22 protein-coding genes are annotated in these 23,885 nt (G+C 74.3%); 15 read left to right on the top strand and 7 right to left on the bottom strand.

Features of this window, described 5'->3' with window-relative positions; translation table 11 throughout:
• The first annotated feature begins 53 nt into the window (after positions 1–53).
• Together ACFVZH_RS13225 and ACFVZH_RS13220 are read left to right on the top strand one after the other, a co-directional pair.
• Complete coding sequence (locus tag ACFVZH_RS13225) at positions 54–602, top strand: FABP family protein (protein ID WP_384896314.1); 549 nt, start codon at positions 54–56, stop codon at positions 600–602.
• Between the two features lie 2 nt (positions 603–604).
• Positions 605–2,623: a prolyl oligopeptidase family protein gene (locus tag ACFVZH_RS13220; protein WP_384896312.1), complete on the top strand. Its 2,019-nt coding sequence runs from the start codon at positions 605–607 to the stop codon at positions 2,621–2,623.
• 85 nt (positions 2,624–2,708) lie between these two features.
• Here ACFVZH_RS13220 and ACFVZH_RS13215 read toward each other — a convergent pair whose 3' ends face one another.
• Positions 2,709–3,692, bottom strand: coding sequence for a LuxR family transcriptional regulator (locus ACFVZH_RS13215; RefSeq protein WP_384896310.1), 984 nt, complete (start codon positions 3,690–3,692; stop codon positions 2,709–2,711).
• 148 nt (positions 3,693–3,840) lie between these two features.
• Here ACFVZH_RS13215 and ACFVZH_RS13210 point away from each other — a divergent pair, with 148 nt between their 5' ends.
• The 6 genes from ACFVZH_RS13210 (at position 3,841) to ACFVZH_RS13185 (ending at position 11,195) form a co-directional block, all read left to right on the top strand.
• Positions 3,841–5,253, top strand: a complete 1,413-nt coding sequence (locus ACFVZH_RS13210) for an aminopeptidase P family protein (RefSeq protein WP_384896308.1) — start codon at positions 3,841–3,843, stop codon at positions 5,251–5,253.
• Between the two features lie 529 nt (positions 5,254–5,782).
• Entirely contained in the window at positions 5,783–6,445 is a 663-nt protein-coding gene (locus ACFVZH_RS13205; RefSeq protein ID WP_384896306.1) for a DUF5701 family protein, read from the top strand.
• Between the two features lie 120 nt (positions 6,446–6,565).
• Positions 6,566–6,898, top strand: a complete 333-nt coding sequence (locus ACFVZH_RS13200) for a trypco2 family protein (protein WP_384896304.1) — start codon at positions 6,566–6,568, stop codon at positions 6,896–6,898.
• A gap of 90 nt (positions 6,899–6,988) precedes the next feature.
• On the top strand, positions 6,989–9,130 hold the full coding sequence (locus ACFVZH_RS13195) for a hypothetical protein (RefSeq protein ID WP_384896302.1): 2,142 nt from the start codon (positions 6,989–6,991) through the stop codon (positions 9,128–9,130).
• Positions 9,131–9,197: 67 nt separating this feature from the next.
• Entirely contained in the window at positions 9,198–10,559 is a 1,362-nt protein-coding gene (locus tag ACFVZH_RS13190) for a tetratricopeptide repeat protein (RefSeq protein ID WP_384896300.1), read from the top strand.
• 192 nt (positions 10,560–10,751) lie between these two features.
• Positions 10,752–11,195: an STAS domain-containing protein gene (locus ACFVZH_RS13185; RefSeq protein ID WP_384896299.1), complete on the top strand. Its 444-nt coding sequence runs from the start codon at positions 10,752–10,754 to the stop codon at positions 11,193–11,195.
• On the opposite strand, the gene ACFVZH_RS13180 is transcribed toward ACFVZH_RS13185, so the two are convergent.
• Together ACFVZH_RS13180 and ACFVZH_RS13175 are read right to left on the bottom strand one after the other, a co-directional pair.
• Entirely contained in the window at positions 11,099–11,833 is a 735-nt protein-coding gene (locus ACFVZH_RS13180; RefSeq protein WP_384896297.1) for a response regulator, read from the bottom strand. The two genes, ACFVZH_RS13185 and ACFVZH_RS13180, sit on opposite strands and share 97 nt — an antisense overlap.
• Positions 11,830–13,188 (bottom strand): sensor histidine kinase, encoded by a 1,359-nt coding sequence (locus tag ACFVZH_RS13175; protein ID WP_384896295.1) that lies wholly within the window; start codon positions 13,186–13,188, stop codon positions 11,830–11,832. The genes ACFVZH_RS13180 and ACFVZH_RS13175 overlap by 4 nt, the downstream gene beginning before the upstream one ends.
• Positions 13,189–13,514: 326 nt before the next feature.
• Between ACFVZH_RS13175 and ACFVZH_RS13170 the strand changes: the two genes are divergently transcribed.
• From ACFVZH_RS13170 to ACFVZH_RS13150, 5 genes are all read left to right on the top strand, one after another.
• Positions 13,515–14,210, top strand: a complete 696-nt coding sequence (locus tag ACFVZH_RS13170; RefSeq protein WP_384896293.1) for an ABC transporter ATP-binding protein — start codon at positions 13,515–13,517, stop codon at positions 14,208–14,210.
• Positions 14,207–16,561 (top strand): ABC transporter permease, encoded by a 2,355-nt coding sequence (locus ACFVZH_RS13165; RefSeq protein ID WP_384896291.1) that lies wholly within the window; start codon positions 14,207–14,209, stop codon positions 16,559–16,561. Before ACFVZH_RS13170 ends, ACFVZH_RS13165 begins: the two co-directional genes overlap by 4 nt.
• Before the next feature lie 142 nt (positions 16,562–16,703).
• On the top strand, positions 16,704–17,219 hold the full coding sequence (locus tag ACFVZH_RS13160) for a PadR family transcriptional regulator (RefSeq protein WP_384896289.1): 516 nt from the start codon (positions 16,704–16,706) through the stop codon (positions 17,217–17,219).
• A 95-nt stretch (positions 17,220–17,314) separates the two neighbouring features.
• Positions 17,315–18,523 carry a DUF2306 domain-containing protein gene (locus ACFVZH_RS13155; protein WP_384896287.1) on the top strand — a complete coding sequence of 403 codons (1,209 nt, stop codon included), beginning with the start codon at positions 17,315–17,317 and terminating at the stop codon, positions 18,521–18,523.
• Positions 18,520–19,605, top strand: coding sequence for a hypothetical protein (locus ACFVZH_RS13150; protein WP_384896285.1), 1,086 nt, complete (start codon positions 18,520–18,522; stop codon positions 19,603–19,605). Before ACFVZH_RS13155 ends, ACFVZH_RS13150 begins: the two co-directional genes overlap by 4 nt.
• Before the next feature lie 55 nt (positions 19,606–19,660).
• Here the strand turns inward: ACFVZH_RS13150 and ACFVZH_RS13145 are convergent, their stop codons facing one another.
• The gene (locus ACFVZH_RS13145; protein ID WP_384896283.1) at positions 19,661–20,230 is read right to left on the bottom strand and encodes a hypothetical protein; all 570 of its coding nucleotides are present in this window, start codon (positions 20,228–20,230) and stop codon (positions 19,661–19,663) included.
• Positions 20,231–20,372: 142 nt separating this feature from the next.
• Between ACFVZH_RS13145 and ACFVZH_RS13140 the strand changes: the two genes are divergently transcribed.
• Positions 20,373–20,951 carry an isochorismatase family protein gene (locus ACFVZH_RS13140; RefSeq protein ID WP_384896281.1) on the top strand — a complete coding sequence of 193 codons (579 nt, stop codon included), beginning with the start codon at positions 20,373–20,375 and terminating at the stop codon, positions 20,949–20,951.
• 101 nt (positions 20,952–21,052) lie between these two features.
• Here the strand turns inward: ACFVZH_RS13140 and ACFVZH_RS13135 are convergent, their stop codons facing one another.
• From ACFVZH_RS13135 to ACFVZH_RS13125, 3 genes are all read right to left on the bottom strand, one after another.
• A complete protein-coding gene (locus tag ACFVZH_RS13135) occupies positions 21,053–21,808 on the bottom strand; it encodes an NADPH-dependent F420 reductase (protein ID WP_384896279.1) in 756 nt (251 codons plus the stop codon).
• 75 nt (positions 21,809–21,883) lie between these two features.
• Complete coding sequence (locus ACFVZH_RS13130; protein ID WP_384896277.1) at positions 21,884–22,414, bottom strand: carboxymuconolactone decarboxylase family protein; 531 nt, start codon at positions 22,412–22,414, stop codon at positions 21,884–21,886.
• A 97-nt stretch (positions 22,415–22,511) separates the two neighbouring features.
• Complete coding sequence (locus tag ACFVZH_RS13125) at positions 22,512–23,330, bottom strand: AraC family transcriptional regulator (RefSeq protein ID WP_384896275.1); 819 nt, start codon at positions 23,328–23,330, stop codon at positions 22,512–22,514.
• Between ACFVZH_RS13125 and ACFVZH_RS13120 the strand changes: the two genes are divergently transcribed.
• A complete protein-coding gene (locus ACFVZH_RS13120) occupies positions 23,329–23,814 on the top strand; it encodes a DUF2000 family protein (protein ID WP_384896273.1) in 486 nt (161 codons plus the stop codon). The genes ACFVZH_RS13125 and ACFVZH_RS13120 overlap by 2 nt on opposite strands.
• Positions 23,815–23,885 lie beyond the last annotated feature (71 nt).

The raw sequence follows: 23,885 nt of genomic DNA, 5'->3' as shown, positions 1-23,885 counted from the left end.
AGGCACCCCATAAGCTGCGATCCGGCACAGGCCCCGACCCAGGAGCGCACCTCATGTTCGACCGCGAGCGGCACCACCCCTACCCCGACGCCCTGCGGCCGGACGGGACGCCCGTGCCGCACGAGCTGCTCGCGCCGGTGACCGGACTGCTCGGCACCTGGGCCGGCCGGGGCCGCGGCGAGTACCCGACGCTCGCCGAGGGTTTCGCGTACGAGCAGGAGGTCACCTTCAGCCACGACGGGCGGCCGTTCCTCCACTACGAGGCGCGCGCCTGGCTGATCGACGCCGACGGCACACCGCTGCGGCCCGCGGCGCGCGAGAGCGGCTGGTGGCGGCTGAAGCCGGACGGCGGTGTGGAGGCGCTCGTCACCCAGCCCACCGGCATCGCGGAGATCATGGTCGGCCGGGCGCAGGACGGCACGGTCGACCTCGCCACCCACACGGTCGCCCTCGCTCCCACGGCCAAGGACGTCGAGGCCACCCGCCGCCGCTATACCCTCGCGGACGACGGCACGCTCGACTTCGTCCACGACATGGCGGCGGTCGGGCAGCCGCTGGGGCACCACCTTTCGGCACAGCTGCGACGTGAGGACGGGAAGTAGCCATGGGAGATGTGACCGACGACGACCCGTATCTGTGGCTGGAGGACGTCTCCGGTGAGGAGGCGCTCGCCTGGGTGGCCGAGCGGAACGCCGAGACGGCCGGCGAGCTGGCCGCCGACCCCGGGTTCGCCCCGCTGAAGGAGCGGCTGCGGGAGGTGCTGGACGCCTCGGACCGCATCCCCTACACCACCCGCCGCGGCCCGCACCTCTACAACTTCTGGCGGGACGCCGCACACGTCCGCGGTGTCTGGCGGCGTACGAGCCTGGAGCAGTACCGCAAGGACGCCCCCGAATGGGACGTCCTCCTCGACCTCGACGCACTCGCCGAGGCCGAGGGTGAGAAGTGGGTGTGGGACGGGGCACGGGTGCGCCGCCCCGACCACGACCTGGCCCTGATCCGCCTCTCCCGGGACGGCGGGGACGCCGTCGTGGTCCGCGAGTTCGACCTCGCCACACGGCAGTTCGTCGAGGACGGGTTCCGGCTGCCGGAGGCCAAGACGCGGATCGGATGGATCGACGCCGACACCGTCTTCGTCGGCACGGACACCGGCCCCGGCTCGCTCACCGACTCCGGCTACCCGCGCCAGGTCCGCAGATGGCGGCGCGGCACCCCACTGGCGGAGGCCGAGCTCGTCTTCGAGGCCGGACAGGGCGACGTGTCCGCCTGGGGACTGCACGACAGCACACCCGGCTTCGAGCGGGACTTCGTCGGCCGGTCCCTGGACTTCTTCCGCAGCGAGACGCACTGGGTGCGGCCGGACGGCACGCTCGTCCGGATCGACGTGCCCGAGGACGCCCTCGCCTACGCCCACCGACGGCACCTCGTCGTCACCCTGAAGTCCGACTGGCTGGGGCAGCCCACGGGCTCGCTGCTCGCGTTCGACTTCGACGCCTTCCTGGCCGGCGACCGCACCCCCGAGGTGCTGTTCACCCCCGACGAGCGGACGGCCCTGGCCGGGCACGCGTGGACCCGCCGCCATCTCGTCCTGGAGACGCTGCGGGACGTCAGCACCCGCATCGAGGTCCTCACCCCCGCCCCCGGCGGGGGATGGACCCGCGAGCCGCTCGTCGGCGTCCCGGAACTCTCCGCCGTCAGCGTCGTGGACACCGACCCGGACGTCTCCGACGAGTACTTCCTGGACGTCTCGGGCTTCCTCCAGTCCTCCACGCTCCACCGCGGCCGGATCGGCGGCGACACCGAGACCCTCAAGCAGGCCCCCGCCCGCTTCGACCCGACCGGCCTCGCGGTGGAGCAGCACTTCGCCACCTCCCGCGACGGCACCCGCGTCCCGTACTTCGTGATCGGTCCCGACCACGCCGTGACCGGACCGGGGCCCACCCTGCTCTACGGCTACGGCGGCTTCGAGGTCTCCCTCACCCCCTACTACGGCGCCGTGACCGGCCGGGCGTGGCTGGAACAGGGCGGCACCTACGTCATCGCGAACATCCGGGGCGGCGGCGAGTACGGGCCCGACTGGCACCAGGCCGCGCTCCGCGCGGACCGGCCCCGGGCCTTCGAGGACTTCGCGGCCGTCGCCGAGGACCTCGTCGCCCGCGGTGTCACCACCCCGGCCACCCTCGGCGCGGCGGGCGGCAGCAACGGCGGACTGCTGATGGGCGCGATGCTCACCCGCTACCCGGAGCTGTTCGGCGCGATCGTCGCCCAGGTGCCGCTGCTCGACATGACCCGCTTCCACAAGCTCCTCGCCGGCGCGTCCTGGATCGCCGAGTACGGCGACCCGGACGACGGGGCCGACCTCCCGCACCTGCTGGAGATCTCCCCGTACCACCGGCTGGAGGCGGACCGCCCGTACCCCCCGGTGCTCCTCATGACCTCGACCCGTGACGACCGCGTCCACCCCGGCCACGCCCGGAAGGCCGCGGCCCGGCTGCGGGAACTCGGCCATCCGGTGCTGTTCCACGAGAACACCGGCGGCGGCCACGCGGGCGCCGGCGACAACGAACAGGCCGCCCACAACAGCGCCCTGATGTACACCTTCCTGCGGCGGCACCTGGCCTGACGGGACGCCCGGCTCCGGAGCGGGGACCGCCCCGCTCCGGAGCCGGAGTCACCCCGCTCCGGGGCAGGGCCGCCCCCGTCCCGGGTCACAGCCAGCCCGAGCGCTGCGCCTGCAGCGCCAGCTGGAACCGGTTCGTCGCACCGAGCCGGGCCATCAGGACCTGGATCCGGCGGAAGAGCGTACGGCGGCTGACGCCGAGCTCACGGGCGATGACCTCGTCGGCGGCGCCGCCCGCGAGCAGCCGCAGCAGGCGCCGGTCGGCCGGAAGGAGCCCGGCCGGCCGTGTGGTGCGGCCGTGGAAGGGCAGCGCCGTCTGCCAGACCTGCTCGAAGAGCGCCACGAGCGCCGACAGCAGCCCGCACGGCTGCACCACCATCATGGCGTTGTGCACGTCCGCCTCCCTGATCGACAGGGAGACCATGGCGTACGCCTCGTCGATGATCACCAGCTTCACCGGCACCGACGGCAGGACCCTGGCCTGCTCCCCGGCCTCGATGCACGGCTCGATGGCCGTCTCCAGGTTCCCCGGAATCTCCAGCGACTCCCGCGAGTACACGACCCGCTGCGTCACCCCGCGGGCGAGCGTCGCCAGCGCGTCGTCGGTCGCGCCCGGGAGGGGGAAGTACGGGGGCGAGTCGAGCTGCCGGATCTGCTCGCGCGCGCTCGCCCACGCCTGCCGCATCCGCAGCCCGACGGCATCCCCGGTGACGACCTCCACGAGATGGTCGCCGTGGGTGGCGAGCCGCTGCCGGCGGAACGTCTCGAACGCGCCGCCGACGGTGATCCGGGACTCGTCGAGCTCGGCCGCCCGGTGCCGGCCGAGGATCTCCAGGCCGGCGGCGGGCGGCACCGGCGCCACCACCTCGGGGCCCTCCTCGGCGGCGCTCGCGAGACCGGCGTCGACCAGCTCCCCGTACGCCGCCGCCAGCTCCCCGCCCGCCAGACCGGCCGCGGACCCGACCGCGCTCAGCGGCGCGGGCCCGAGCTCCAGGAGCTTCAGATAGATCCGCCCGGCCTCGTCACCGATCCCCAGAAGCCGGAGGGCCTCACTGAGCTTCGTGTTCGCCATGACCGCATTATCGGCCCCCGACACCCGTGCGAATGGCCGATCAGTGCCACTGGCGGAACAGGGCACCCGGCCGCCCCGCCGCGGAGTACCGTCCGGATGCCGCCGACGACCGGTGGCCGAGAAACTCACGCGGAAGAAGGTGCAGGACGTGGCGAAGGGTCGCAAGAACGGCCTCTACGAAGGCGTCTCCGAGGAGCTTTCCGCTCTCATGCGGACGGGCTGGGCGGACACCGAGCGGCACGGGCTGGAGCCCGACGAGCAGGCCCCGCACGCGGCCCGCCGCCGCGCCGCGCTCTCCGAGCTCTTCCCCGGCGAGCGCCTGGTGATCCCGTCGGGCAACCTCAAGACCCGCTCCAACGACGACACGTACCCCTTCCGCGCGTACTCCGGCTACGTCCACATGACCGGGGACCAGGCCCGCGACGGCGCCCTCGTCCTCGAACCCCGCGCGGACGGCGGCCACGACGCGTACTGCTACCAGCTGCCCCGCGACAGCCGGGACACCGACGAGTTCTGGATCGGCTACACGGCCGAACTGTGGATGGGCCGCCGCCGCACCCTCGCCGAGTCCGAGGTCGTCCTCGGCCTCGCCTGCCGCGACGTCCGCACCATCGCCGAGGACCTGGCCGCCGGCACCGGCGTGCCGACCCGCATCGTCCGCGGCGTCGACGCGGCCCTCGAAGCCGCCGTCACCACCGACGAGGAGCGCGACACCGAGCTGGAGGGCGCGCTCAGCGACCTCCGCCTCGTCAAGGACGCGTGGGAGATCGGCGAGATGCGCAAGGCGGTCGACTCCACCGTGCGCGGCTTCACCGACTGCGTCGGCGAACTCTCCCGGGCGGTCGCCTCCTCCGAGCGCTGGATCGAGGGCACCTTCTTCCGCCGCGCCCGCCTGGAGGGCAACCACGTCGGCTACGGCTCGATCTGCGCCGCCGGCGAGCACGCCACGATCATGCACTGGACGGACAACGACGGCCCGGTGCGCCCCGGCGACCTCCTCCTGCTCGACGCCGGCGTGGAGACCCACTCCCTCTACACCGCCGACGTCACCCGCACCCTCCCCATCAGCGGCACCTTCAGCCCCGTCCAGCGCCAGGTGTACGACGCGGTGTACGAGGCCCAGGAAGCCGGCATGGCCGCGGTGAAGCCCGGCGCCCCCTACCGCGCCTTCCACGAGGCGTCCCAGCGCCACCTCGCCGCGCGCCTGGTCGAGTGGGGCTTCATCGAGGGCCCCGTCGACCGCGCCTACGAGCTCGGCCTCCAGCGCCGCTTCACCATGGCGGGCACCGGCCACATGCTCGGCCTGGACGTCCACGACTGCGCCCAGGCCCGCACCGAGGAGTACGTCGGCGGCGTCCTCGAACCGGGCATGGTCCTCACCGTCGAACCGGGTCTCTACTTCCAGCCGGACGACCTGACCGTCCCCGAGGAGTGGCGCGGCATCGGCGTCCGCATCGAGGACGACCTGCTCGTCACCGACGACGGGAACGAGAACCTGTCGGCGGGCCTGCCCCGCTCCTCGTCCGACGTCGAGGCGTGGATGGCCCGCTTCGCGGGCTGACGCTCCACGCGTCCACGGCTCTCCCCTCCGCCCACGGCCCTCGCTTCCGCCGTCCCATGGGTTTCGCGTCTGCGCTGCCCGGTGTTGCCCCCGCGTTCAGCCGGCCGCCTCCTCCGGCGGTGATCTTCGGCCGTGAGCCGTGACGCGGCGCCACGACGGCGGACGGCGGGGGGACCCGTGGGGCGTGGGGCCGTGGGAGCGGCGGCGGATCTCGTCGCCACGGCCGCGGGTCCGCTCGCCGCGCGGCCGACCGGACCATCCGGACGGGGGAGATCGGCGCCGGGCCGTGCGGGGCCCGGCGCCGGTTGCACGACGCCCGTCCTGTACGGCTGCACGATGCCCGTCCTGTTCCGGAGGCGTCCGTCCCGTACCGGCTGCACGACGCCCGCCCCGAATCGGCTACGCCGTTCCGTGCCGGAGGCCCCGCGGCCGCCGGGTCCTCGTGGGGCGCGGCTCCGACGCAGGCGGGAACCACCCGGCCGGCAGCTCCGTTGATCTCCTTGTCCCGCACCACGAACCGAGGAGAGCCTTGCCCGATACGAAGCCCCTCAGCGCCCCGATCGGCCCTCTCCCGTCGCTCACCGCTCAGGCGGAGCTCCTGAGCGAGCTCGGGGTGCCCGAACGCGCGGGCATTCCCGCCGACGTACTGCGCGCCTTCGTCGAAGCGGCCGGCGCCGACCGCACCGATGCCCTGCTGGCCGTCCACCCGGACCGCGCCCCCGCCTCCGCCCTCGCGCCGCTGCTCCGCCGCGACGACAAGCCCGGCTTCGTCGTCGTCGACATGCCCGACGTCGATCAGTTCACCCCGGTCGAGATCGAGTTGCCCGAGACCCCCCTCTACCTCGTCACCGGCCTCGACCGCGGCGACGACAAGGCCGACTGGAGCCCGGAGGAGGCGCTCCCCGTCCTCGCCGACGAGGACCGCTCCCCTCTGCTGCTCACCGAGGGCATCCACTGGGTGCTCCAGCGACCGGAGACCCTGGAGCGCAACCGCTGCTTCATGACCATCGGCTCCCGGCTGCGCAAGGCGAACGACACCTTCGACGCCCGCACCCCCGCGATCTGGATCAGCAACGGCGCCGGTCGCGACGGCCGCGAGCGCCGCAACGCCCCCAAGGTCGGCTGGTGTTGGTGGGGAAACCGGCACACCTGGCTGGGATTCGCCTCCGCGACAGGCCGTAAGGCGACGTGAACCGGCTTATGCGTCACCGGTGTTGGTGACCCGTCGGGCGGGTTCGGCTGCGGCGGACGGCGCGGTGGTCCTAGGGTTTCCGTGCTGATGGAAGGTCTTCGGGGTCGAGGGGTGGGTGTGATGGACGTTCCTCTGGTGGATGCGGTGGCCGCGGTGCGCGACGAGTTGATGGCGGCGGCGGCCGTGGGCGGGAGCCATCCGGATCTGGTGTTCGCGGTGGGGCCGGTGGAGATGGAGTTCGAGGTCGAGCTGCGCGCGGACGCGAGGGCGAAGGCCGGGTTCAAGCTGTGGGCGGTGGGCGCGGAGACGGAGGCCGGGGTGTCGCGCGGGCGAACGCACCGGGTGGCGTTCACGCTGACGCCCAGGAAGGCGGGCGGTGGTGACCTGCTGGTCGGCGGCTCGCCCGACCGGCTGTCGGGCCCCGGGGACGTCTCGGGGCGCATCGTGGACTGACCTGGGGCGCCGGCGGGCAGGGGCTCGCCGAGCAAATGTGCCGAACGGATTCAGAGTTCGTCGCTTTCTGGTGACCTGCGGGGGTTGAGGGTGGAGCGGGCACGGCTGGTGGGGGTGACCGGGCCGGGCGGTCCGGGGTCGGGGTACGCGGTCGGCGGACGGCTTGTCCTGACGTCGGCCCACGTGGTCGCCCGTGCCGAAGAGCGGGTCGAGGTCTTCCGCCCGGGTACCGCGGGTGTGGTGGGCGGGGCGGTGGTGTGGTGCGGCACCCCCGGTGGGCGGGACGACGCCGCGCTGGTCCTCGTCGACGACGACCCGCGATGGCACGCTCCGTCAGGGGCGGTGCGCTGGGGGCGGCTGGTGACGGACCTGCCCGGCGCGGGCTGCGAGACCTGGGGCGTACCCAACATCGCGCAACGCCCGCACGCCGCGGCCACGGAGGGCGCCCCGGGGCCGGTCGCGCCGGTCGAGGCCGTCCAGCTCGCGGGACGGGTGAATCCGGGCAGCGGGTACGTGAGCAACCGGTACGTCATGGACCTGCTCCAGCACCCCCCGCAGTGGTCACCGGACGGCACCTCGCCGTGGGGCGGCCTGTCCGGCGCCGCGGCGTTCTGCGGCCGCCTCCTCGCGGGGGTGGTCGCCTCCGACCGGGCGCACTCCGCACACGGCCAGCTCAACGTCGTTCCCGCGTACGTCCTGTTCCACGACCCCGCCTTCCGGGCCGCCCTAGGCGGGCACACGGGTATGGAGGCGGTGGAGTTCCAGTCCCTGGCCGATCCCACGGCCACCACGGCGGCGGGTGCGCCGCGTTCGCCGGCGGCGCTGTTGCAGGCCGGTCAGCAGACCGTCCCGTTCCACGGCCGCGAGGAGCTGCTGGAGCGACTGACCTCGTGGTGCGCACGGGGCGGGTTCGGCGCCTGGCTGCTCCACGGACCCGGCGGCCAGGGCAAGACCCGCCTCGCCCACCATCTCGGCCGGCAGCTGGCCGCCGACCGGTGGACCGTGCTGTGGCCGCACCCCGACGCCTCCCCCGAGCAGCTGCGCGAGACACGCCACGCCGCCAAGCCCCTGCTGGTCGTCGTCGACTACGCCGAGACCCGCACCCGGCAGCTCACCGCCCTGGTCGAGGCCGCCGCCGAGCACTCCGGCACGACGCCGTTCAAGATCCTCCTGCTGGCCCGTACCGACGGCGACTGGTGGACCAGGGCGAAATCCGCCACCCGGCTTGCCGAGGAGTACCTCGACGCCGCCCCCGCCCACCTCCTGGCGCCTCTGGAGCACGACCCCGCGAGCCGGCCCCCGGCCTACCGGGCCGCCGCCCGCGCGCTGGCCGCCGCCCTCCCGCGCGTGGACGGGCTCGGGGGCGACGACTGGCAAGCCGCGGCCGCCGCCCTTCCCGTGCCCCGGCTCGACCAGGACGCGTACGGCAACGCGCTCACCCTCCACATGACCGCCCTCGCCGACCTCCTCGACACCGCCGCACCCGGACACCCCGCCGACGGCGGAGGCGGGCCGCGGAGCGGGGCGGTGGGGGTGGAGGACCGGCTCCTCGGCCACGAGCGCCGCTACTGGGACCAGACCGCCGCCTCCCGCGGCCTCACCCCCTTCCTGAGCACCGGCACATTGGAGGCGGCACTGGCGGCCGCCCACCTCGTGGGCTCCGCCGACCGCGAGCAGGCCGACCGGACATGGCGCGGGCTCCCCGTCCTGGCCGACCAGACCCGCGACCGCCGCGACGCCGTCACCGCCTGGATCGCCGCCCTCTACCCGCCCACCGCCCCCGGCCGGCCCTGGGGCGCCCTGCATCCCGACCGCCTCGCCGAACGCCATATCGGGCGCGTCCTCGACGCCGACCCCGCACTCGCCGACCACCTCGTTCACGCGGCAGACGATGCCCAGACGGCCCACCTCCTCACCGTCTACAGCCGCGCCGCCTCCCACCCGGTCTTCGACGGCCGCCTCGACACCCACCTGACCGGCCTGTGCGTACGCCACCACGGTCGCCTTGCCGCGCAGACCGTCGCCACCGCCACCCAGACCGACCACCCCACCCCCCCTCATCACCGCCCTCGACACCCTCATCGCCGACCCCGCCACCCCTCTCGACGACCTCCTTCAGCAGTTCCCCGAGTCCAGCCGCCGCCTCGCCCGCACCGCGGCACGCCTCGCGGCTGCCATCGCCAGTCACTACCGGGCGCTGGCAGAGGCGAATCCGGATGCCCACCTGGCTGACCTCGCCCTGGCGCTGAACAACCTCTACCTACGGTTGGAGGCGGTGGGGCGGTGGGAGGAGAGTCTGGTGGCGATCCGCGAGGCTGTCGGCTACTACCGGGTACTGGCCGACGCGGATCCCGACGCTTATCTGCCCCACCTTGCCATATCCCTGAATAACTTCTCTGCCGGTCTGGGGGAGTTGGGGTTGTGGGAGGAGGGTCTGGCGGCGATCCGTGAGGCCGTCGCCCACGACGGGGTTCTGTGCGAGGCGAATCCCGATGCCTACCTGCCCGATCTCGCCCGATCCCTGCACAATCTGGCCAACCGATTGGGGGCGGTCGGGCTGCGGGAGGAGGGCCTGGCCGCGACCCGTCAAGCCGTCGATATCCGCCGGGCGTTGGCCGAGGAGAGTCCCAACGCGTACCTGCCTGAACTCGCCGGATCCCTCAACAACCTCTCTGTCGACCTGGGGGAGGTGGGGTTGCACAAGGAGGGTCTGGTCGCGATCCGTGAGGCGGCTGGGCACTATCGGGCGTTGGCCGAGGCGAGTCCCGACGCCTACTTGCCTGACCTGGCCATGTCCTTGAACAACCTCTCCAACCGGTTGAGGGATGCGGGCGTGTGGCAGGAGGGTCTGGTCGCGATTCGTGAGGCCGTCGGCCACTATCGGGCGTTGGCCGAGGCGATTCCGGACGCCTATGTGCCTGACCTGGCCATGTCCTTGAACAACCTCTCCATCCAGTTGAGGGAAGCGGGGGTGCAGGAGGAGGGTCTGGTCGCGATTCGTGAGGCCGTCGGCCACTATCGGGCGTTGGCCGAGGCGAGTCCGGACGCCTACCTGCCTGGCCTCGCCATGTCCCTGGACAATCTGTCCACCGACCTGGCAGAGGTGGGGTTGCGGGAGGAGGGTCTGGCGGCGATCCGCGAAGCCTTCGAGATCCGCCGGGCGTTGGCTGAGGCGAGCCCCGACGCTCACCTGCCCGATCTGGCCGGATGCCTGAACAACCTCTCCATCCGGTTGAGTCAAGTCGGGCTGCGGGAGGAGGGTCTGGTGGCGATCCGCGAGGCCGTCGGCCACTACCGGGCGTTGGCCGAGGCGAGTCCCGACGCCTATGTGCCCGACCTCGCCATGTCCCTGAACAACTTCTCCAACCGGTTGAGCGAGGTGGGGGCGCGGGAGGAGGGTCTGGTGGCGATCCGCGAGGCCGTCGGCCACTATCGGGCGTTGGCCGAGGCGAGTCCCGACGCCTATGTACCCGACCTCGCCAGGTCCCTGAACAACCTCGCTACCCAGTTGGGCGAAGTGGGGCTGACGGAGGAAGGTCTGGTCGCGATCCGCGAATCCACCGGCCACTACCGGAAGCTCGCGGCGCTCCACCCCGCGCGGTTCGAGGACGAGCTGCGGACCTCGCTCGGAGTGGCTGCCCGGCTTGAGTCCCTTCCCTAGCCGGGCCGCCCGCGATCACCACGGCGAAGGCCCCGTCTGTCGAGCGTCAGTTCGGAGTTCGGGCGGACGGGCGGGGTGGGACGGGGTACGGATTCACCGATTCAGGTGATAGCGGTCGAGGCGAAACGTCCCTGCCCGTGGGGGCACGGCCACCCTCGACGTGACACATGGAGCCGCCCTGTGGAGCGTCCGATGCAGCTGATTCCTCGTCATGACCCGTACCTTGTCGTCCGCTCGGCGGACGGTGTGACCGTTGCCGCGCTGCGCGGTGAGCTCGACCTCGTGCTGGTGCGGCACCTGCGGCCAGAGCTCGACGCACTCGTGCGGGAGTCCGATGCGCTGACCGTGGACATCCGGCGCGTCGGCTTCTGCGACGCCACCGGGCTGGGCCTCCTCGCGCGGTGTGCCGGGGGCGCGCAGCGGCGCGGGACGCGGTGGCGGCTTCTGTGCGACCAGCCGTGGATCCTCCGGCTCATCCGGCTGAGCGCGCTGGGCGACCTGCTCCGTCCGGAGGCGACGCCGGCGGACGGGCTCGCGGCTCAGCCGGAGGCGGCGTTTCCGCCGTTCCCGGAGTTTCCCGCGCCGGGGGTGGAGCCCCGTTGGTCGGATCCCGGAGTCACGAGACCCGTCTCGTAGGCGGCGATCACCGCCTGGGCCCGGTCGCGGAGCCGTAGTTTGGACAGGACGCGGGCGACGTGCGTCTTCACCGTGGCCTCGCTCAGGTGGAAGCGCGCGGCCAGTTCGGCGTTGCTGTGGCCGCGGGCCAGGGCTTCGAGGACTTCCAGCTCGCGCGGGGTGAGGGTGGCCAGTTCGCGGTGCGGAGCGATCGGCCCCGCCTCGGTGCCGGAGGTGGCGAAGCGCTCCACGAGGCGGCGGGTGATCGCGGGTGCCAGGAGGGCGTCGCCGGAGCGGACGAGGCGGACCGCCGCCGTGAGGTGCTCGGGGGTGACGTCCTTGAGGAGGAAGCCGCTCGCGCCGGCGGCGAGGGCCGCGTACACGTAGCGGTCGAGGTCGTAGGTGGTGAGGACGACGATCCTGGGTGGGGTCCCGTCGTCCGCGAGGATCCGGCGGGTGGCCTCCAGGCCGTCGGTGCCCGGCATCCGGATGTCCATCAGGACGACGTCCGGCCGGGTCCGGCGGACCGCGGACACCGCCGCGTCGCCGTCGGCCGCCTCCGCGACCACGTCGATGCCGTCGGCGGCGAGGATCATCCGGAACCCGGTCCGCACGAGCGCCTGGTCGTCGACGATCACCACACGCGGAGCGTCGGTCACGGTGCCTCCCACGGAATCTCCGCACGGACCAGGTAGCCGCCGTGCGGGCGTCTTTCGGCCCGCAGCGTACCGCCGTAGACCGCGAGGCGTTCCCGCAGGCCGAGCAGGCCGTGACCGCCGCCGGGAGTCGGTTCCGGGGACCGTCGCGGCCGGCCGCCCGTGTCGGAGACCTCGACCTCCAGCCGGTCCGCGGCGTACGCGACGGTCACCGAAACCCGCGCGCCCGCCGCGTGCTTCACCACGTTCGTCAGCGCCTCCTGCACCACCCGGTACGCGGCGAGGTCCATGCCCGACGGCAGCGGTACGGGCGTGCCGCGCACCTCCAGCGCCACCGGTACGCCGGAGGAGCGCACCCGGTCGGTCAGTTCGGTCAGCCGGTCCAGGCCCGGCTGCGGCGCGAGGTCCACGTCCGTCGCCGGATCGGGGCCGTCCGCCGCCATCGTCAGCAGCCCCATGACGTGCCGGAGTTCCGACAGGGCGGTCCGTCCCGCCGCCTCCACCGCCAGCATCGCCTCACGCGCCAGGTCCGGTGAGGTGGCCAGGACCGTGCGCGCGGCACCGGCCTGGATCGTCATCATGCTCACGTTGTGGGTGACCACGTCGTGCAGTTCGCGGGCGATCCGGGCCCGTTCCGCCTCGACCGCCCCGCGCAGGTCCTCCTCCCGCTCCGCGCGCAGTGCCCGCTCCCGTTCCCGCCAGAGGTGGACGCCGTGCGAGGCGAGGGCGACCGGCAGCAGGACGAGGACGGGTACGAGGTCGGATTCCACGTCCGGGACCAGCGGGAACACGGCGTACAGCAGCACGCCCGCCAGGAGGGAGCCGGCCACGGCCTTCCGGTGCGGGCTGTACATGGCCGCGCTGTACGCGGCGACGAGCCCCGAGGCGAACGTGACGGTCGTCGCGTCGTCGGCGGTGTCGCCCAGGTGCAGCAGGACGGCCGCCACCGTCACCACCCAGTAGACGGTGAGCGGGAAGCGGCGGCGCAGGACCAGCGGCAGCGCGGTCAGTGCCGCCGCGGCCACCTCCCACAACTCCACCGGCGGCAGGAGGTGTTCCACGGCGGGCACGGGGCGCGGCAGCGGTGGGCCCTCCGTCGGCTGCGGCGGCAGGGGCAGCTGCCCGGGCACCCGGACCGGGCTCCCCGCCAGATCCGGCCGCAGCTCGACGTACGCGCGGTTCAGATCGCCGACGATCGTGGCGACCGCCAGCGCCAGCGCGAGCAGCCCGTCGGCTGCCCACGCCCAGCGGGACAGCGGGGGCATCGCTCCGAACGTGCGCGTCGCTCCGAACGTCCGCAACGCGCCGAGCGCGCGCGCCCCGCGTATCCGGTCGGCGAATCTCTCGTACCTGCTCACCGGTGCAGTGTGCCAAGCGGCGGGCGCGCCGCGGATCGGTCGCGGGGACCAGGGCGCCGTCCCCGCGGTGTACATCGCGCGGATGACACGGGCGCGCCTCCGCCGGACACGGTACGCGCGGTGGTCACCGCGGCCGACGCGGGCGCGGGGCGGCCGTTCCTAGCGTCGGGGGCGGTCGGACGAGCGTCCGGCCCGGCCGTCGGGAGCGGACCGGCGGCCCTCCCGGTGGGCCCGCGAGCGAGCGGCGACCCCCGACGACATCCCGAGCCACTCGACGACACCCCGAGACCCCGACGCGACACCCCGAGACCCCGGAGGACCCGCCCATGACCGATTCCGATCCCCTGATCGAGCTGAGAGACGTCGGAAGGACGTACGACGACGGCCGGGCCGCGCTGTCGGACCTGACCCTGGAGATCGGCCGGGGCGAGGCCGTCGCCGTCCTCGGCCCGTCGGGCAGCGGAAAGTCGACCCTGCTCAACCTCCTCGCCGGGCTCGACCGCCCGAGCACCGGCCGGGTGACGGTGGACGGGCTCCGCGTCGACCGGCTGACGGAGGCCGCCTCGGCGAAGTACCGGCGCAGCCGCATCGGCATGGTCTTCCAGTTCTTCCACCTCCTCGACGACCTCACGGTCACGGACAACGTCCTCCTCCCGGCCCAGCTGGCCGGGATGCCGAGGGCCAGGGCCGCGGCGCGCGCCGCCGAACTGCTCGAACAGCTCGGCGTCGCCCGGCACGCGAAGGCACACCCCGGCCGGCTCTCCGGCGGCGAGCGCCAGCGCGTCGCCGTCGCGCGGGCCCTGATGAACCGGCCTCCGCTGCTTCTCGCCGACGAGCCGACGGGTGCCCTGGACTCCGCGTCCGGCGCGGACGTCCGCGACCTCCTCCGCGAGCTCCACGCCGGTGGACAGACCGTCGTCCTCGTCACCCACGACCTCGCCCTGGCCGGGGCCTGCGCGACCCGCACGATCGAACTCGTCGACGGCCGCGTCGCCCGGGACGTCACGGCGGTGGCCCGATGAACGGCGGCGCCCTCGGCCGGGTCGTACGGGCCGGAGTGGGGCGGCGGCGGACGCAGACCGCCGTGATGGTGCTGACGACTCTCCTGTCGGTCGCGGCGGCCGTCCTCGCGGTCGGCCTCCTCGTGGCGTCGTCGGCGCCCTTCGACCGGGCCTTCGCCCGTCAGAACGGGGCACATCTGACCGTGCAGTTCGACGGCACCGCCGTCACAGCGGGCCGACTGGCCGGAACGGCGGGCGTGCCCGGCGTGGCCGCCGCGGCGGGACCCTTCGGCGTTGCCTCCGTACGCCTGCGTGCGGACGGGGCGGCGCCGCCCGGCTTCGAGCCGCCGCCCCTGACGATCGTCGGCCGGGCCGCCGCCGGCGCGCCGGTGGACCAGGTGGGTCTGACCGCCGGCCGTTGGGTCCGCGCGCAGGGGGAGATCGTCCTGGAGACGGGTTCCGGCCCGCCGGGCGTGCGCCCGGGGTCGCGGCTGACGGCGGGGAACCTCGTTCTCACCGTGGTCGGCATCGCCGAGACGGCGGGCGGCAGCGCCGACGCCTGGGTCGTGCCCGAACAGCTCGCTCCCCTCGCGGGGGCGCAGCGCCCCGCGCTCCAGATGCTGTACCGGCTGACCCGGGCCGACACCCGCGCCGAGGTCGCGGCGGGGCGCGGGGCGATCGCGGCCGCCGTGCCGCCGGGCGCGGTCGCCGGCAGCCGGTCGTATCTCGACGTCCGCGAGGACGCGCAGGAGAACACGGCGGCCTTCGTCCCCTTCGTCTCCGCCTTCGCCCTCCTCGGTCTCGCCCTGTCGGTCCTGGTGATCGGCATCGTGGTGAGCGGCGCCGTGAGCGCCGCGACCCGCCGGATCGGCATCCTCAAGTCCCTCGGTTTCACCCCGCTCCAGATCGGGCGCGCGTACGTGGCCCAGGCCCTGATCCCGGGGACCGCGGGGGCCGTGCTCGGCGTCGCCCTGGGCAACGCGCTCGCCGTGCCCCTGATGGCCGAGGTGGCGGAGACGTACGGGACGACGGCGGTGCTGATCCCGCTCCGGGTGAACCTCCTGGTGCCGGCCGGCGCCCTCCTCGTCGTGGCCGTCACCGCCTTCGGCCCCGCGCTGCGGGCGGCCCGGCTGCCGACCGCGACGGCCCTCCGCCTCGGCCCGGCCGGCGGCCGGACCCGGGGCCGGTGGATCCGCGGCCCGCTGGGCCGACTGCCGCTGCCCCGCCCGGTCACCCTGGGGCTCGCCGCGCCGTTCGCGCGGCCGGGGCGTTCGGCGACCACGGCCGCGGCGGTGGCGTTCGGCGCCCTCGCGGTGACGTTCGCGGTGGGGCTCGGCAGCACGCTGACCGCCGTGAAGGCCGACGGGGACCCGGACAGGGGCGGTGACGTCACCGTCAACACCCTGGCCCGGCCCGGCGACGGACCGGGCGAGCCCCGGCCGGGGAGGCCCGCGGACCCGGCGGCGGTGGCGGCCGCGACGGCCGCGCTGCCGGGGACGGCGTCGTTCTACCGGATCGCCCGTACGCAGATCGGGGTGGCCGGCCTCAAGGGCGGTGCGCCGCTCGTCGCGTACGAGGGGGACACCGCGGGCAGCCGCCACACGATGGTCTCCGGACGCTGGTTCGGGGCCACCGGGGAAGCCGTCGCGGCGACGCGCTTCCTGCGCGCGGCGGGCGTCCGGGTGGGGGAGTCGGTCGCCCTCTCCGAACAGGGCCGCACGGTCCGGGTCCGGATCGTCGGCGAGGTCTTCGACCTGGGCGACGGCGGCATGACCGTGCGGACCGCCACCGCGTCGGTCGCCGCGCTGCACCCCCGCTATCTGCCGGGCGACTTCGCCGTCACCGTCGCCCCCGGCACGGACCCGGCGGCGTACGCCGAGCGGCTGGACGCCGCCGTGGCCCCGCTCGGCGCGGAGGCCGCGGTGACCGAGGAGGGCAAGTCGAGCGTCATCCGGGCGATGCGGGCCCTGATCGGCATGCTCACCGTGATGCTGGTCGTCGTCGCCTGCCTGGGCGTGCTCGACACCGTCGTCCTCGACACCCGTGACCGGGTCCGTGACCTGGGCGTCTGCAAGGCCCTCGGGATGAGCCCGCGCCAGACGGTCGCCCAGGTCCTCACCTCCGTCGGCGGCGTCGGCCTCGTCGCGGGCGCGGTGGGCGTACCGCTCGGCGTGGGACTCCACCGCTGGGTCATGCCCGCGATGGGCCGTGCCGTGGGCACCACGATCCCGCCCGCCGACATCGACGTGTACGGCACGCCCCTGCTGCTGCTCCTCGTGGCGGCGGGTGTCCTGATCGCGACCGCCGGAGCCCTGCTCCCGGCCGGCTGGGCGGCCCGCACGAGCACGGCGCGCGCCCTGCGGGCGGAGTGACGGACGGCCGCCGCTGCCGGGTCCGGGCCGGAAGGGGACCCGGCGGGGGCGGGGTGCGGGCGTGGCGGGTTCCCGACCGGTGGGGGTGGCGGGTGGCCGCCTCACCAGGGACTTCGGCCGGATCGCGCGGTACCGTCGCGGCATGTCTGAAGTCCGCTTGACCACGCCCTCCTTTCTCGTGCTCGGCATCATCGACACCTTGGGCGAGGCCAGTCCGTACGACGTGAAGGTCGAGGCGGCGCGGACCGTGGCGCCGTTCTGGTCGATGCCGCACGCGCAGGTCTACGCGCAGTGCGACCGGCTCCTGGAGGCCGGACTTCTGTCCGAGGTCCGGCAGCCGGGCGGCCGGAACCGGCGCCTCATGCGGCTCACGGAGGAGGGCGCGGCGGCGCTGCGGGGCTGGCTCGCCGACCCTTCCTTCGTGCCGGTCGAGGCCCGCGAACGAGGCATCCTCAAACTGTGGTTCGGCGCGAGCCCGCGCGTCCACGCCCCGGTCCAGGTGGAGGAGCACCGCCGGACGCTCGACGAGTACGAGGTGCTGGCCGACGACGTCGGCGAGCTGCTGACCCGGGGTCAGCGCGAGGCGCTGGAGTTCGGCATCCGCTATGAGCGGATGATGGTCGATTTCTGGCAGTGGGTCGAAAGCCGCGAGCCCTGAGTTTGTTACCGACCGGTTGACCTCGTCCCGGCCCCGCCCTACCTTCCTCCATAGTCCAGAAAGGACTATGCCGGTTTCGGAGGAGGAGGACCGTCGTGGGGCGTCCGACAAGCACGAGGCGGGGGCGGGCCGCCACCGTCGCGGTGACGGTGGTCTGCCTGGCGTACGCGCCGATCGCCATGACCGAACTCTGGCCCTACGCCAGCCCCGGGGCGCCCGCCATCGGCGAGTGGCTCCTCGGCCGGTCCGTCTCCCCGGAGTTCGTCGCCGAGGCGGTGCGCGACCGGATCGGACCGTACGGGCGCAGCCTGCTCCCGCTGATCGTGCACTCCGTGCTGGGCGGCCTCCTCATGCTGCTCGGGCCGGTGCAACTGCTCTCCGCCGTACGACGGCGCGTCCGGCTGCACCGGATCACCGGAACCGTGTTCGCCGTGACCGTGTACGTGTCGATGGCCGGCGCCGCGCTCTACCTCGTCCGCACCCCGCCGCAACAGGCATTCAGCGGCGCCGCGTTCTGGATCGTGCTCGCCACGATCCTGGTCGGCACGGTCGGCAGCGTGACCTTCGGCGTCCTCGCCGCCGTCCGCGGCTTCCCCGACCTGCACCAGCGCTGGATGCTGCTCTGCTACGGCTTCCTCATGACCGCCCCGCTGCTGCGGCTCGAATGGGGCTTCCTGCCCTGGCTCTACCCCGGGCTCGGCATCCTCGACATCAACCGCGTCGCGATCATGCACCTCGGCACCCTCGTGGCCTTCGGTGCCCTCCTCGCCTCCCGCGCCCTCGACCGGCGCGCCACCGTGCCCGGCCTGACGGGCACCTGGTGCCCGCTCCCGGTCCAGGTGGCGGCCCACCTCGCGGGCGCGGCGGGCCTGGCGTGGATCACGGTCGCCTTCCTCGACGAGGGGACCGCGGGGCGGCGGCTGCTCGTCGCCTACCTCGTCCCCTACGCCGTGACCTACGCCGTCATCGCCGTACGGGCGGCCCGGGCCGGCGCACGCGGCGCGGCCTGGGCGCGCGAGGAGTGGCGGCTGCACCTCGTCGCCCTGTGCCTGGCCCCCGCGTTCTCGGCGGTGACCGTGCCCGTACTGGAACGGGCCATGGACCTCGACCGGCCCACCGCCCTGCTGGCGGGCGCCGGCATCGGCGGCGGCATGCTCGCCTACGCCGCCGTCACCGCGGTGAGCCTGCGCGTCCTGTACGCCCGTGAACTCCTCAAGCGCGGGCGGGCGTTCGACGGTCCGCCGACCCGCTCGGCCCAGGCCGCGGCCACCGCGGGCACGGCCCCGGAAGGACGGCGGGCGTGAACGAGGACGACCGGCGGACGACCGGCGGCGCGGGTACGGGGGAGGAGGCGGGGGCTGTGGAGGAGAGCGGCGTGACGTCGGGGGCGGGTACGGGTACGGGGGCGAAAGGGGCCGGTGGGACGGAACCCGCCCGTGGGACGGAGGGCGCCGGTGTGGTGGGCGGCCGGGAGCTCTCGCCTGCCGTCGTGCTCCTGAGCGGTGTCGTCGGAGGCATCAGTCTCGCCGTCGGCGGGCTGCTCGCCGTGACCAGCCTCCTCGGGTACCGGGCGGGGGCCTGGGTGTCGCCGGAGGCGCTGAGCCCCGGACTCGTCGGCGCGGCCATGCTGGGTGTGGCGCCCGCCCTGTTCACGATCGGCCGGGCCCGCTTCTGGGAGGAGGTGCGAAGCCTCGCGCTGCCGCTCGTGACCGTCCTCGTCGGCCTCTTCGCCGTGAGCCTCCTGAACGCGGGCAGCCTCCAGGCGTTCAAGGGCGGCCCGATCTTCCTGGCCCTGTTCAGCCTCGGCTGGGTCGCCACCCTCGGAGCCCTCGCCCTCGCCGCGGTGGGCTGCCTCGCCGCCCAGTACCGCAGACCGGTCCGGCCCGCGCACGCGGTCGGGGACGGGGTCGCGTACGGGGCCGGGGAGGGCGGCGGGGGCGCGGCGTACGGCGCGGGCGTCGCACCGGGCGGTCCGGTGGCGCCGCTGCCCGGCTGGTCCAAGCCCCTGCTCGCGGTCCTCGGTTCGGGCTGGCTCGGCATCGGTGCCGGCCTGCTCGCCTTCCCCGCCTTCTGGGGGCCGTTGGTCCCCTGGACCGTGAACCGCGCCGACGCGCAGGGCCTCGGGGTCTGGGCGCTGTCCCTCGGCGTCGGCGTGCTCGCCTCCCTGGCGGAGGACGACCTCGCCCGCACCCGTCCCGCCCTCCGCGCGGTCCCCGCGGTCGCCCTCGCCGCCGCCGTCGTCCTCGCCGTGCACGCCGGCTCCGTCGACTGGACCTCGGGCCCCGGGGTCTCCCTGGCGGCCCTGGTCACCGGCCTGTTCGCGACCGGGGTCTCGGGACAGTGGCTGCTGTCCCGGGCCGGACGCCCGAGCGCGCCGGGCCGGTGACGGGCGCCGGCACCGCCGCCGTCCTCGGCTGTGCCGGCGCGGAGCTCCGCCGTCCTCAGCGCCGCCAGCGCGGAGCATCGTCGTCCGGCTTGTCCGGGCTCGCGAAGTGGAAGGGCACGGAAAGACCGGCGGCCAAGACTCCGCCCGCGCGCTCGGCGACGACGGCCGACGGGTGGCGGGGGATCGGCTTGCCCTTGCCGCCGTGCTTCCTGAGCTCGTTCTGCTCGTCGCCGAGGTACCGCACGGCCGTGTCCCAGTAGAGGGTGGCCAGGGACCGCTCGCCGGCGGGTTCGTCGAGGATCGCGAGGAGGATCACGAACCAGTCGTGGACGGTGTCGCCGTCCCACACCGCCTCGATCGCGACGACCCGCCCGGGGCAGCCGGCGGCGCGGGCGGCCAGGGACTCCTGGTCGAGCGGACTGTCGGGGGTGCGGGCGACCCGGTCGCCGTGGTGCAGATAGCGCTGGTGGACGACGCGTTCGATGTCGTGGAGTCCCATGCCGCGGGCGCGGCCGACGTCGAGGACGGCGCGGACCGCCTGCATCCGGGCGTCCTGGAGGACGAAGCCGTCGACCTGTTCGCGAATCCCGGCCGGCAGCGACTCCCACCACTCGGACGTTTCCATGCCTGTCATCCCCACCCCGCTCGTCCTGCTGGTCAGCGCGCCAGGCTAACCCGTGGTCCGTGGCGCGCGCAGGGGTGTTTCCGCCGGTCCCGGCGGTGTAACTCCGTGGCGGCGAAGGCCGGTGGGGCGTGATGATGGCGGGATGACCCAGCTCGTACAGCCCGTGGACGCCCTGATCGTCGTGGACGTGCAGTCGGCGTTCGTCACCGGGGACGGGGCCGTGCCCGCGGCCGCCCGGCTCGTCGACCGTACGACGGACCTGATCGCCCGGGCGCGCAGGGAAGGGGCGCTCGTCGCCCACCTCCAGAACGACGGTCCGCCCGGATCCGAGGACGAGCCCCACACACCGGGCTGGGAGCTCCACCACCCGGTCGAGCCCGGCCCCCGGGAGGTGGTGATCCGCAAGCCCCGCGACGACGGCTTCCACGGCACCCCGCTCGGCGGCGTGCTCGCGGACGCGGGGGTGCGGGCGGTCGCCGTCTGCGGCGTCATGTCGGAGATGTGCGTCCAGGCCACCGCCCGTACGGCTCTGGCGCGCGGCTACCGGGTGGTCGTGCCGCACGACGCGCACGCCACCCAGGACTGCCCGGCGGTGCCGGGGGTCAGCGAACCGGTCCCGGCCGCGACGGTCTCCCGCGTCGCCGCCTACGCCCTCGGCAGCGACGCGGAGGTCACCGTCCCCGCGTCCGCCGTCACCTTCAGGGCATCCGCGGCGCGCTGAATCCCGGCGCGCACGCTGCTGCTTCGGGAACATGGCGGACGCACGGGGCCCTGCCCGGAGGGCAGGGCCCGCGGCGCGGGTGCCGTCCTGGTGGCGGGGGTTCAGCCGCGGAAGCCCTCGGGGCGCTCGGGGGACGCCTCGGCGAGGGCCTTCGTCACGGCGTCCACGCCGTCGCGGAGCCCGTAGACCGGGGTGTCCGGCTGCTGGCGCCACGAGTCGTCGATGCCGCCCGCGTCCACGGTGTCGAAGCCGAGTTCGTCGATCAGGCTCCGGACCCGCTCCTTCGCCGCCGCGTCGTCCCCGGCGACCGGGAGGGCGAGCCGCCCCGGGTCGCCCGCCGGGCGGGGCCGTTCCAGGATGTCCTGCGCGTAGGTCCCGTTGAACGCCTTGACCACCGGGTGACCGATCTGACGCTCGGTCCAGCGGCTCTCCGTCAGGCCCTCGTCCTCGATGGCGTCGATGCGGCCGTCGCGCTCCCGGGGGTAGTAGTTGCCGGTGTCGATGACGACGAACCCCTCGGCGGCGCCGTCGAACAGCCCGGCCGGCAGGTCGGGGACGCTCTTCAGGGGGACCGTCACGACGACGACCTCGGCGCCGCGGGCGGCCTCGGTGGCGGCGACCGGGGTGGCGCCGGTCTCCTCGGCGAGCGCGCCGAGGGTCTCGGGGCCACGGGAGTTGGCCACGGAGACGTCGTGGCCGAGGGCGCTGAGACGGCGCGTGAGGTTGCCGCCGATGTTCCCGGCGCCGATGATGCCGATCTTCATGGTGCTTCCTTCTGTTCCGGGTTGGTGGTGCTCGCACGGGCACGCGTGCTCGTGTCCGCGCTCAGGTGGCTCTCGTGTTCTGGCCAACGTCACCCCGCCGTCCGCTGTTCCCCTGACGGGCCACGGGACGTCCCGGGACGCGCTGCCGACCGGTCCGGGCCGGACCGGTCAGCCTTCGGGCTCCGGCTGGATGCCGGCGAGCAGGTTGAAGGCGCCGGTGAGGAGGTTGAGGGTGACCACCCCGACGACCTCCGCGATGACCCGGTCGCTCCAGCCGTGCGCCCGTACCTCGGCGACGTCGCCGTCGGAGAGGGACCCCGGCTCGGCGAGGACGCGCAGGGCGAGACCGATGAGGGCCGCCTCGCGAGGGTCGGTGGACGTGCCCTGCCGGGCCAGCTCGATGTCGCCGTCGGTCAGCCCCGCCGCCCGGCCCGCCTCGCGGTGCGCGTCGCGGCAGGTGCCGCAGCCGATCCACTCCTGGACGGCCAGCGACAGCTTCTCGCTCAGTGCGCGGGGGATCCTGACCCGCCTCATGGCCCGGGACAGGCTCAGATAGCCGTCGAGCAGCGCGGGCGAGTGCGCCATCGTCGACACCATCTCGCCGACGGAGCCGTGCCGTTCGGCGATGTCGGCCAGTAACTCGCCCGCGCGGCCGGGCGCCTGCTCAGGGGTGAGCGCGGTCAGTCTTCTCGTGGTCACACAGCCTCCTCGGTATACCCCTAGGGGGTACATCGTCCAACGGGGAGGCGGCGCCGGAGGTTCCCGGCGGGCCGAGGTGGTCCGGCGCCCGGCCGGCCTACGGCAGGGGCACCCCGCCGGGCTGCTGCCGGGCGAAGCGTCCGGGGGTGGTCCCCACGAACCGCCGGAAGGCGCGACCGAGATGCGACTGGTCGTAGAAGCCGGTCGCGGCGGCGACGTCGCCCGGTGCCTGCCCGTCGAGCAGCAGCCGTCGGGCACGGTCGATCCGGCGGGCCGTCAGGTACTGATGGGGCGCGATGCCGAAGGCCCCGCTGAACGCCCGTACGAGGTGCGCCGGATGGGCGTGCAGCCGCCGGGCCGCCTCGTCCAGGGACAGCCCCTGCGGAAGCCGTTCGTCCAGCAGGTCACGCAGGCCGTGGGCGACGCCGGGACCGGCCGCCGGCAGCGGGCGGGTCGCGATCCGGGGCCGCAGGTGGTCGCGCAGCCGCTCGCCGATGAGCGCGAGCCGGCTCTGCGCCTCCAGCTCGCCGCCCGGGTCCGCGAGCGCCGTGTGCAACTGCCCGACACGGCGGCGCAGCAGCGGATCGACCAGGTCCGGCCCGTCGACCGCCGGGCCGATGAAGCTCTCGTCCAGCTGGGTCAGGTCCAGATAGAGGACCCGCTTGCGGAAACCGCGGGAGGTGGCGGGGGAGCCGTTGTGCGGGACCTGCGGCGGGAGCAGGGACACCGTGTCGTCCGGAGTGCCGCGCTCGCGCCGGTTCAGGTCGTAGCGGACGGCGCCGTCGTCGACGATCAGCAGCGTCCACACGTCGTGGACGTGCATCGGGTACGCGTGCTCGGTGAAATGCGCGTGGAACACCTCCACGACCCCCGGAACCCGCGGCCGCCACGCCGAGATCTCTTGCCTGGCAGGCATGCAAGGAATGTACAAGACGGCGCGGCGGGGCGGTCGGCAGTCTCGGTGCATGAACACCACCGACACCGCGCCCGTCCGATGCGACACCAAGATCGCCGTGCTGCTCCGCGAGGACCTGGAGACCTGGCAGCGGCTGAACGTCACCGCCTTCCTCGTGAGCGGCCTCGGCTCGCAGCTGCCCGAGGTGATCGGCGAACCGTACGCCGACGGCGACGACGTCCCGTACCTGCCCATGTTCCGCCAGCCCGTCCTGGTCTTCGAGGGGACGAAGGAGACGCTGACCGCGGCGCACGGCCGGGCGCTCACCCGCGCGCTGCCCCGGGCGGTGTTCACCACCGACCTCTTCACCACCGGCAACGACCGCGACAACCGGGCGGCGGTACGGGCCGTGGGCACGGACCGGCTGGACCTCGCCGGCCTCGCCGTGTACGGGCCGCGCAACGCGGTCGACAAGGTGCTGAAGGGAGCGCGCATGCACCCCTGACAGCGGCCGCCCCCGCCCCCCCCGGACGCCCGCTCGCGGCGGACCCTCTCCGCCGTGCCGCCGAGGACCTC

The sequence above is a fragment of the Streptomyces sp. NPDC059534 genome, assembly GCF_042743475.1.
In the GTDB taxonomy this organism is placed as follows: Bacteria; Actinomycetota; Actinomycetes; order Streptomycetales; family Streptomycetaceae; genus Streptomyces.
The sequence above is the reverse complement of the archived record's forward strand: the minus strand, read 5'-3'. Positions and strand labels throughout refer to the sequence as shown.

What these genes read in the sequence shown, in the direction of transcription:
- ACFVZH_RS13145 (WP_384896283.1), bottom strand. Translation starts at nt 20,230, where the DNA reads ATGGAAACGTCCGAGTGGTGGGAGTCGCTGCCGGCCGGGATTCGCGAA.
- ACFVZH_RS13160 (WP_384896289.1), top strand. Translation starts at nt 16,704, where the DNA reads ATGTCTGAAGTCCGCTTGACCACGCCCTCCTTTCTCGTGCTCGGCATC.
- ACFVZH_RS13215 (WP_384896310.1), bottom strand. Translation starts at nt 3,692, where the DNA reads ATGGCGAACACGAAGCTCAGTGAGGCCCTCCGGCTTCTGGGGATCGGT.
- ACFVZH_RS13200 (WP_384896304.1), top strand. Translation starts at nt 6,566, where the DNA reads ATGGACGTTCCTCTGGTGGATGCGGTGGCCGCGGTGCGCGACGAGTTG.
- ACFVZH_RS13120 (WP_384896273.1), top strand. Translation starts at nt 23,329, where the DNA reads ATGCAAGGAATGTACAAGACGGCGCGGCGGGGCGGTCGGCAGTCTCGG.
- ACFVZH_RS13170 (WP_384896293.1), top strand. Translation starts at nt 13,515, where the DNA reads ATGACCGATTCCGATCCCCTGATCGAGCTGAGAGACGTCGGAAGGACG.
- ACFVZH_RS13140 (WP_384896281.1), top strand. Translation starts at nt 20,373, where the DNA reads ATGACCCAGCTCGTACAGCCCGTGGACGCCCTGATCGTCGTGGACGTG.
- ACFVZH_RS13225 (WP_384896314.1), top strand. Translation starts at nt 54, where the DNA reads ATGTTCGACCGCGAGCGGCACCACCCCTACCCCGACGCCCTGCGGCCG.
- ACFVZH_RS13165 (WP_384896291.1), top strand. Translation starts at nt 14,207, where the DNA reads ATGAACGGCGGCGCCCTCGGCCGGGTCGTACGGGCCGGAGTGGGGCGG.
- ACFVZH_RS13220 (WP_384896312.1), top strand. Translation starts at nt 605, where the DNA reads ATGGGAGATGTGACCGACGACGACCCGTATCTGTGGCTGGAGGACGTC.
- ACFVZH_RS13185 (WP_384896299.1), top strand. Translation starts at nt 10,752, where the DNA reads ATGCAGCTGATTCCTCGTCATGACCCGTACCTTGTCGTCCGCTCGGCG.
- ACFVZH_RS13125 (WP_384896275.1), bottom strand. Translation starts at nt 23,330, where the DNA reads ATGCCTGCCAGGCAAGAGATCTCGGCGTGGCGGCCGCGGGTTCCGGGG.